This window comes from Streptomyces graminilatus, assembly GCF_001418565.1.
In the GTDB taxonomy this organism is placed as follows: Bacteria; Actinomycetota; Actinomycetes; order Streptomycetales; family Streptomycetaceae; genus Streptomyces; species Streptomyces graminilatus.
Genome location: NZ_LIQQ01000007.1, coordinates 1 through 7,542 on the forward strand (window position 1 = coordinate 1; position 7,542 = coordinate 7,542).

Below are 7,542 nucleotides of genomic sequence, written 5' to 3' on the forward strand. Positions count from 1 at the left end.
GCGGGCCCGGCGGGCCCGGTCTGCCGCCGGTGCCGGGCATGCTGGGCGACCGCCGGGCCAACGAGGTCTGGTACCGGCTCGACGAGGTCGCCCTCTATCACGCCTCGCCCGAACTGGTCGCCGCGTACCGGGCGATCGGCAAGCACGTCGGCGGCGGCATCGAGCGCGAATTCCGCGCGGTGTGGCAGGAGATGAGCAAGTCACCCGGGTATCCGGACAACTACGCGGAATTCATGGCGCCGATCGAGGAACCCCTGCGGGTGGTGTCGGGCATCCAACTGGACGTCTTCGACAGCCTGTACCGCCCCTGCGACCTCCGGCTCGTGACGGCCTTCGCCTCGTTCGGCCAAGGCGTGCTCTACGACCCGCGCCGCGAGAGCGTCCACTCCCCGGTGCACACCATGGACTCCCTGCCCGGCCGTCCCCCGGTCGGCTATCACACCTGGCACGCCTATATGCGGGCGATGATGCTGCTGGGCATCGACCGGCACCGCTGGGCGGCGTTCGCCCCGCTGAACGCGTACGCCTGGGCCCTCCAGTCGGTGGCCCGGCCCACGACGCAGACACCGAGTCCGCCCCTGCCGCAGCGGACGGTCGTCGAGCTGGCCGCGACCTGGCTGCCGCGCGGGGCGCGCCGCCTCGACGAGGACTTCCAGTCCTTCCCGTATCCGGCGGGCGTCGGCTGACGGTCCCGGGCAGGGGAACGGACGGGTGAGGAGGCGGGCCGAGTCGGCCCGCCCCCTCACCCGTCCGTTCCCGCCGTGTCCTCCCCGCCGGTTCACTCACCGCGCGAGAAGCGGTACGTGGCGACGCTCAGGGCCGCCACCGCCAGGACGGCCACGCAGCCGATCTCGGCGACGACCGGCGGGGTCCAGCCCCACCACTCCGGGCCGGCCGCCCGCCCGCCGAGCCCCGACACCCCCTGGCCCGGCAGGGTGCGGCGCAGCGCGTCGACCGCGTACGTCAGCGGATTGACCCGTACGACGGTGCCCAGCCACCCCGGCAGACCGCTGGCGGGGAACACCGCGCCCGACAGGAACAGCAGCGGCATCATGCACAGCCCCATCACGATCTGGAAGGTCTCGGGGCGCCCCGCGCACACGGCCACCAGCACGCCGAGCGAGGTGAAGGCGAACGCGATGAGCGCCAACTCCAGCAGGACGAGCAGGAGTTCGGGACGGTACGGGACGCCGACAAGGCCCCCGAGGCAGAGCACCGGCACCGCGTAGCCGAGGCCGGCCGTCGCACCGCCGAGACAGATGCCGGTCAGCAGCGGGGGACGGCTCACCGGCGCCACGAGCAGTTGGCGCAGGAATCCGGCCTGCCGGTCCCAGACGATGGACGCGCCCGCGGCCATGGCCGGTGCCTGGACCGCCATCAGGAGCACGCCGGGGAAGAAGAACGCCCGGAAGTCCCGGAAGGCGGCCTGTTCGGCGGGGACCGCCGCGTTCAGACCGGTGCCGAAGACCAGCAGGAACATCATCGGCATGATCACGCTCATGGCGATCCGCAGCCGGTTGCGCGCGAACCGGATCACCTCGCGCTGCCACAGCACGCGCACGGCCCGCAGGTCGGCGGCGACGCGCCCGCGCCGGGCGCCGGAATCCGCGGCTTCGGCGGCTCGGGTGGCTTCGGCGGCTTTCGTGGCTTCGGCGGCTTCATCGGCATCGGCGTCCTGCGGCAGGGCGGACGTACGGAGATCCGTCATGGTCACCTCCTGGGGATCGGTCGGCCCGGGAACACGGTCGCCTCGCTGTCGGCCTCGCGGATGGTCCGGCCGGTGTAGTGCAGGAAGACGTCGTCGAGGGTGGGCGGTGTCACGGTCACCGAGTGGACGGTGACGGGCAGGGCGGCACAGAGCCTCGGCACCCAGGCCGCTCCGTCGGCGACCCGGACCCGTATCCCGTCCTCGCCCGTCGTGGCCTCCAGGCCGAGGTGTTCAGCTACGGCCCGGACGGCCGCCGTGTCGTCGGCGGTGCGCAGGGTGACCACGTCGGAGCCGACAACCGCCTTGAGGGCGGCCGGAGTTCCGTCCACGACGAGCGCGCCTTCATCCATGATGGCGATGCGGTCGCAGTGTTCGGCCTCCTCCAGCTGATGCGTGGTGAGGAAGACGGTGACGTCCCGCTCCTCGCGCAGCCGGCCCAGATACGCCCAGATGGCGGCGCGGGTCTGCGGGTCGAGGCCGGTGGTGGGCTCGTCGAGGAAGAGGACACGGGGGGTGTGCAGCAGCCCGCGGGCTATCTCCAGGCGCCGCCGCATCCCGCCGGAGAAGGTCCGGACGGGGGTGTGCCGGCGCTCGACCAGCTCGACCAGTTCCAGCATGTCCATGATGGCGTCGAGCGCCCGCCGCCTCGGGATGCCGAACAGGTCGGCGTGGAAGCGCAGCGTCTCCATGGCGGTGAGGTCGCCGTCGAGGGTGGACTCCTGGAAGACCAGGCCGATCCGGCGGCGCACCTCGTGCGGTTCGCGCCGTACGTCGTACCCGGCCACCAGGGCCCGGCCGCCGGTGGGCCGCAGCAGGGTGCACAGCATGCCGATGGTCGTGCTCTTGCCCGCGCCGTTGGGACCGAGGAAACCGAAGGTACGGCCGGCGGGCACGGCCAGGTCCAGACGGGTCACCGCCTGCCGGTCGCCGTACGACTTCGTCAGCCCCTCGGTGAGGACGGCGAGGCGCTCGCCGGAGCCGGGGGCACGCGGACCGCTCTCCCTGACCCCGGTGGCCGTGCTCATCGGCGGGCCCCGTCGCGGTGGCGCACGCTCATCACGGTGTGGAACAGCGCCACGTCGCCGGACTCGCCGACCGCCTTCGCCCCGGCCTCCACCCAGGCGTGGGCGCGGAACGGCTGGGTGCGGAACCCGGTGCACCAGTCGGGCCAGCGGCCGTGCAGCCGGCACAGCAGTACGGTGGCCACCGAGCGCTGAAGACAGCCCCGGCCGGCACATCTGCTGCTCACGGTCACCACCGCACCGCGAGCGCTCAGCGCCTCCTCGTGGGTGGCGGCGCGTGCCCCACGGGCGACGGCCTCCAGCACCTGGCGCAGTCGGCGCGGTGGCAGCAGCACCAGCAGACGGGCGACGGCGACAGCCGCCCGCGCGGCCGGCTGTCGCCGCCAGGTGAGCGGGACGCGGGCCTCTCCGACGACCTGCATGCTCATGCGGTCACCACCAGCCGGGCCCGGTCAAGGGCCGCGAGCAGTGTTCGTACGTCCGCCAGGGCCCGTTCGGAGGCGGCGGGGTGCTGCCGGGCCAGCCGGGCGGCCGTGGCCTCGGGGGAAAACCCGTCGAGGAGCAGCCGGAGGGTGGTGGCGCCGGAGCGGTTGAGCTGCCAGTAGCGGCCGGTGCGCTGGTCGAGCAGGACCAGGCCGTCGTCGGTGTCGGTGGCGGTCACATCGGGTTTCAGGACCAGGGTCATCGGGGTTTCTCCAGCCAGGGTCATAGGGTTTCCGCAGCCAGGGGCGCGGCCCAGGGCACGGGTGCCGCGATGGATCGCAGCCAGCCCTCGCAGGCCAGCGTGTTCTCGTACGGGGCGAGTTGCCGGGACTGGGACTTGGGGCTCAGCAGGGCGGTGCGCAGGGCACCGGGATCCACCAGGCCGAGCCGGGACAGGCGCAGGTCGTCGCAGAGGTCCAGCAGGTCGGCGCGGTTGCGGCGCATGCCCTGGAAGGCCTCCGCGCTGAACTCGCCCTTGCTGCGGCGGGCCAGGATCTCCTCGGGCACGATGCCGCGCACTGCCCGGCGCAGCACGGGTTTGAAGTCCCCGCTCACCAGCCGGTCCTCGATGCGGACGGACAGGGCGGCCTCGACGACCCGGTCGTCGAGATAGGGCGCCTCGCAGGCGACGCCCGAGGCGCTCAGCGCGGCATCGAGCCGGCGCACCCCGCTCCCGGTCCGCGTGACGATGTCGAGGCACTGGTGCTGGGCCCGGTCCCGGTGGTGGGGCCGGGGGCGCTCGCGGTCGGCGGTGGCCCGCAGCAGCCGGCGTACGGCGTCCACCGCGTCGGGGGTCGCCCAGGGTGGCAGCCTGGGCTCCCAGCCCCAGGTGAGCAGCGCCTGATCCGGACCGGGCGCCGGATCGGTGAGCCGGCCGGCGGTGGCCCGCAGCCAGGTCGCGTACGAGGCGCTGTCGGCGAGCCCGCGCACCGTGGAGGCCAGGGTCCAGCGGTTGAGCACCCGGAACCGGTGGACGGTGGACAGACTCCCCAGGGGGTGTCCGCGCGCCAGGGACCACAGGCTCGTGGGCAGGACGCCGAACAGTTCGTCGCCGCCGACGCCGAGGAGGTGGCAGTTCGATCCGTCCTCGGCCACGGAGGCGAGCAGGCGTCGCATGTGGGCGCGGTTGCGGGCCCAGGGCAGCGGTCCCTCGTCCTCCCCGGCGCCGGCGGGTGCCGTTTCGAACCAGGTGGGGCCGGTCTCCCCGGCGGCGAAGTGGTGCCGGGCGTCCGGCAGATGGCGGGCGGCGCGCCGGGCCCATTCGGTGTCGTCGTTGGCGAGGTCCAGCGGCTGCCAGTGATGGGTGACGAGATCGGCGCCCACCGCGTCGGCGAGGAAGCAGAGGCTGGTGGAGTCCAGCCCTCCGGACAGATCGGCGCTGAGGGTGGCGCCGGCCCGCGCGGCGACACAGGCGAGCAGGGCCTCCCGGATCCGCTCGGCGGCCTCCTCCCGGGGCGCTTCGGGCTCCGGCGGCTGCCACCAGCGGACCGTACGGGCGCCGCCGTCCGGACCGATCTCCAGCCGGTGGCCCACGCCCAGTTCGGACACCCCCGGCCACACCGGGCGCAGGGACAGGGGCCAGGGCGGGGCCGGTGTCAGCAGGCGCAGCGCGAGCAGCTCCGGGTCGACGGGCGGGGTGCCGTCCCGGGCGGGGCGCACGGGCCCGGTGAGCGGACGCGGCCCGTCGGCCGCCACGGTGACGCCCCGCACCTCGGCGTAGAAGATCTGCCGCGCGGTGGACAGGCTGCCCTGCGCCCGGGTCCATCCGTCGAAGGAGGCGACGAGATGGAAGCAGCCGGGCAACGAGCGGGCCACGGCGTCGAGTTGGCCCAGGGACCGGGCCTCGGCCAGGGCACGCGCGGTGCGGTCCCGGTCCACGGTCGAGCGGCCCAGGACCGCGAGCCGCCGGGCGCCCGCGCTCACCAGGGTCAGCTCCTGGTCCGTCCAACGGCCCACCAGCCAGGGGCGTCCCGAGGCGTGGTGGACCACACGGACACCGGGGTCGCGGGTCAGCGGCTCGGCGACGGCCTGGGCGGCCGGGCTGTCGGGCAGGACGGCGAAGTCCATGTGGGTGTCATCCCTCCGTGCGGGGTGGGCCCGTTCGTCCGGGCGGGTGGGGCCGTACGTCCGCGCGGGGGTCTGTCCGGACGTCCGCGCGGGGCGTTTCCATACATCCGCGCGGGGTGTGCGGACGGGCGCAGGGCGGTGGCAGGGCGGGCGCGGTGGTGGAGCGCGGACGGCCTCCACCACCGGCCTTGGCGGATACGGTCACCCGTACCGTCGGCAGGTCGGCCGGATCAGCCGGATCAGCAGATCCAGGCGGTACCGTCGAACCAGTCCTGCTCCTGGCACGGCCCGAAGGCCATGGTCAGCTCCGCGAAGCCACCGATCTCCACCAGCGTGGGCGGCTCGTAGACGTCGTTCATCTCCATGCTCGTCTTCACCTGCTTCCTTCTTCCCTCTGACGCGATTGCGAACGAGAGGCGGGAGCGAGGCGCGGTCACCGCACTCGCCCCCGCCTCCCCCGAGCCCCTTCACGCTAGGGCGCCCACGGTCCCGGGTGCCTGGGTGCGGTGTCCCGGACGAGTCCTGGAATCCCCAACACCCTTTGATCCAGAGCGGAATGACGGACCATCAGATACCCGTCGGATGCCCGTCGGATGCCCGTCGGGTATCTGCCGGGTATCTGCCGGGTATCCGTCAGACACCCAGGCCGGCGTCCCGGGCTCGTACGGCCGCCTCGACCCGGTCCGCCACCCGGAGCTTGGCGAACACATGGGACACGTGGTTGCGCACGGTCTTCTCGGACAGCACCAGCTCCCGGGCGATCCGGCGGTTGGTGAGGCCGCGCGCGACCATGTCGAGCACCTCGCGCTCCCGCTCGGTGAGTTCGGGAAAGGCGGCCCGCCCGGGCAGGTCGTGCACGGCGGAGAAGTAGCAGCCCAGCCGGTCCGCCACGACCGCGCTGAACACCGCCCCGCCCTGCGCCACCGTGCGCACCCCGCGCACCAGTTCCTCGCCGGGGTCACCCTTGACCATGTAGCCCCGGGCCCCCGCCCGCAGTGCCGCCACGACAGCGTTGTCCTCGGCCGACCCCGAGACGAACAGCACCCGCGGCGCGTCGGGGCGCGCGGGTGTCTCGGCGACGATCGCCCGGGTCGCCTCGATGCCCGAACAGCCGGGCAGCAGCAGGTCCATGAGGACGACATCGGCGACGACGCGCCCGTCCCGCAGCGCCACGACCGCTTCCTCCCCCGTGGCCGCCTCCCCGACCACCTCCAGATCGCGCGCACCCTCCATGACCTGGCGCACACCGGCCCGGAAGAGCGGATGTCCGTCGACGACGAACACCCGCGCCTTCACGGACACCTCCACAAATTCCCCCGTTTTGCCACTTTCTCACTCCATACTGATCACTTATGACCGACACATGCCCATGAGGCAATTTCTGAGTCAACTGTCTTCATTGTTCACACTGGGATCGGCGGCACGGAATCCTTTCGACGTGGGCCGAATCGACGCGCCCGCGCGCGGTTTCCCGACGTCACGCCCGCGCCTAGACTGACGACGCCCAACACGCCCGTTGACCTGCTGGAACGCGGCGGTTGAGCCGAGCCGACGGAGTGAGGAGCGCCCCATGTTCTACTACGTGCTCAAATACGTGCTGCTCGGACCGCTGCTGAGACTTGTCTTCCGGCCCCGGATCGAGGGGCTCGAACACGTACCGTCATCGGGCGCCGCCATCATCGCCGGTAACCATCTGTCGTTCTCGGACCACTTCCTGATGCCCGCGATCCTCAAGCGGCGCATCACCTTCCTCGCGAAGGCCGAGTACTTCACGGGACCCGGTCTCAAGGGACGGCTGACGGCGTTCTTCTTCCGCAGTGCCGGGCAGATCCCGGTGGACCGGTCCGGCAAGGAGGCGGGACAGGCCGCGATCCGCGAAGGGCTCGGGGTGCTGAGCAAGGACGAACTGCTCGGCATCTACCCCGAGGGCACCCGGTCGCACGACGGGCGGCTGTACAAGGGCAAGGTCGGGGTCGCCGTCATGGCTCTCAGGGCACAGGTGCCCGTCGTTCCCTGCGCGATGATCGGCACCTTCGAGGCGCAGCCGCCGGGCAAGGTCATCCCGAACGTCCACCCGGTGGCGATCCGCTTCGGCGAGCCCCTCGACTTCTCCCGCTACCTCGGGATGGAGGACGAGAAGGCGGTGCTCCGGGCCATCACCGACGAGATCATGTACGCCATCCTGAACCTCTCCGGGCAGGAGTACGTCGACCAGTACGCGGCCGACGCCAAGAAGGAGGAGGCCGCGTACTGGTCGACGTA

The 7,542-nt window shown here is 72.6% G+C and carries 9 protein-coding genes; 2 read left to right on the plus strand and 7 right to left on the minus strand.

All coding sequences use genetic code 11. The features are described 5' to 3' along the window. The coding region (locus AOK08_RS00730; RefSeq protein WP_157876506.1) for a hypothetical protein at positions 1–686 on the plus strand (686 nt) is incomplete at its 5' end. 92 nt (positions 687–778) lie between these two features. Here AOK08_RS00730 and AOK08_RS00735 read toward each other — a convergent pair. The 7 genes from AOK08_RS00735 to AOK08_RS00760 all read right to left on the minus strand — a co-directional run bounded on the left by AOK08_RS00735 (position 779) and on the right by AOK08_RS00760 (position 6,576). Continuing rightward, positions 779–1,708: an ABC transporter permease gene (locus AOK08_RS00735; RefSeq protein ID WP_055522575.1), complete on the minus strand. Its 930-nt coding sequence runs from the start codon at positions 1,706–1,708 to the stop codon at positions 779–781. Between the two features lie 2 nt (positions 1,709–1,710). Continuing rightward, on the minus strand, positions 1,711–2,733 hold the full coding sequence (locus AOK08_RS00740) for an ATP-binding cassette domain-containing protein (RefSeq protein ID WP_055522577.1): 1,023 nt from the start codon (positions 2,731–2,733) through the stop codon (positions 1,711–1,713). After that, complete coding sequence (locus AOK08_RS00745; protein ID WP_055522579.1) at positions 2,730–3,158, minus strand: lasso peptide biosynthesis B2 protein; 429 nt, start codon at positions 3,156–3,158, stop codon at positions 2,730–2,732. The genes AOK08_RS00740 and AOK08_RS00745 overlap by 4 nt, the downstream gene beginning before the upstream one ends. After that, positions 3,155–3,415 (minus strand): lasso peptide biosynthesis PqqD family chaperone, encoded by a 261-nt coding sequence (locus AOK08_RS00750; protein ID WP_055522581.1) that lies wholly within the window; start codon positions 3,413–3,415, stop codon positions 3,155–3,157. The genes AOK08_RS00745 and AOK08_RS00750 overlap by 4 nt, the downstream gene beginning before the upstream one ends. A gap of 20 nt (positions 3,416–3,435) precedes the next feature. Next, on the minus strand, positions 3,436–5,280 hold the full coding sequence (locus AOK08_RS00755) for an asparagine synthase-related protein (protein WP_055522582.1): 1,845 nt from the start codon (positions 5,278–5,280) through the stop codon (positions 3,436–3,438). A 239-nt stretch (positions 5,281–5,519) separates the two neighbouring features. Further along, the gene (locus tag AOK08_RS44355; RefSeq protein ID WP_107100821.1) at positions 5,520–5,657 is read right to left on the minus strand and encodes a lasso RiPP family leader peptide-containing protein; all 138 of its coding nucleotides are present in this window, start codon (positions 5,655–5,657) and stop codon (positions 5,520–5,522) included. Between the two features lie 256 nt (positions 5,658–5,913). Then, the gene (locus AOK08_RS00760) at positions 5,914–6,576 is read right to left on the minus strand and encodes a LuxR C-terminal-related transcriptional regulator (protein WP_055522586.1); all 663 of its coding nucleotides are present in this window, start codon (positions 6,574–6,576) and stop codon (positions 5,914–5,916) included. Positions 6,577–6,850: 274 nt separating this feature from the next. On the opposite strand from AOK08_RS00760, the gene AOK08_RS00765 reads away from it, so the two are divergent. Continuing rightward, on the plus strand, positions 6,851–7,542 hold a 692-nt coding region (locus tag AOK08_RS00765), incomplete at its 3' end, for a lysophospholipid acyltransferase family protein (RefSeq protein ID WP_055522584.1).

Excerpts from the sequence above, each read along its gene's own strand:
- AOK08_RS00740 (WP_055522577.1), bottom strand. The coding sequence starts at position 2,733 with ATGAGCACGGCCACCGGGGTCAGGGAGAGCGGTCCGCGTGCCCCCGGC.
- AOK08_RS00755 (WP_055522582.1), bottom strand. The coding sequence starts at position 5,280 with ATGGACTTCGCCGTCCTGCCCGACAGCCCGGCCGCCCAGGCCGTCGCC.
- AOK08_RS00735 (WP_055522575.1), bottom strand. The coding sequence starts at position 1,708 with ATGACGGATCTCCGTACGTCCGCCCTGCCGCAGGACGCCGATGCCGAT.
- AOK08_RS00745 (WP_055522579.1), bottom strand. The coding sequence starts at position 3,158 with ATGAGCATGCAGGTCGTCGGAGAGGCCCGCGTCCCGCTCACCTGGCGG.
- AOK08_RS00750 (WP_055522581.1), bottom strand. The coding sequence starts at position 3,415 with ATGACCCTGGTCCTGAAACCCGATGTGACCGCCACCGACACCGACGAC.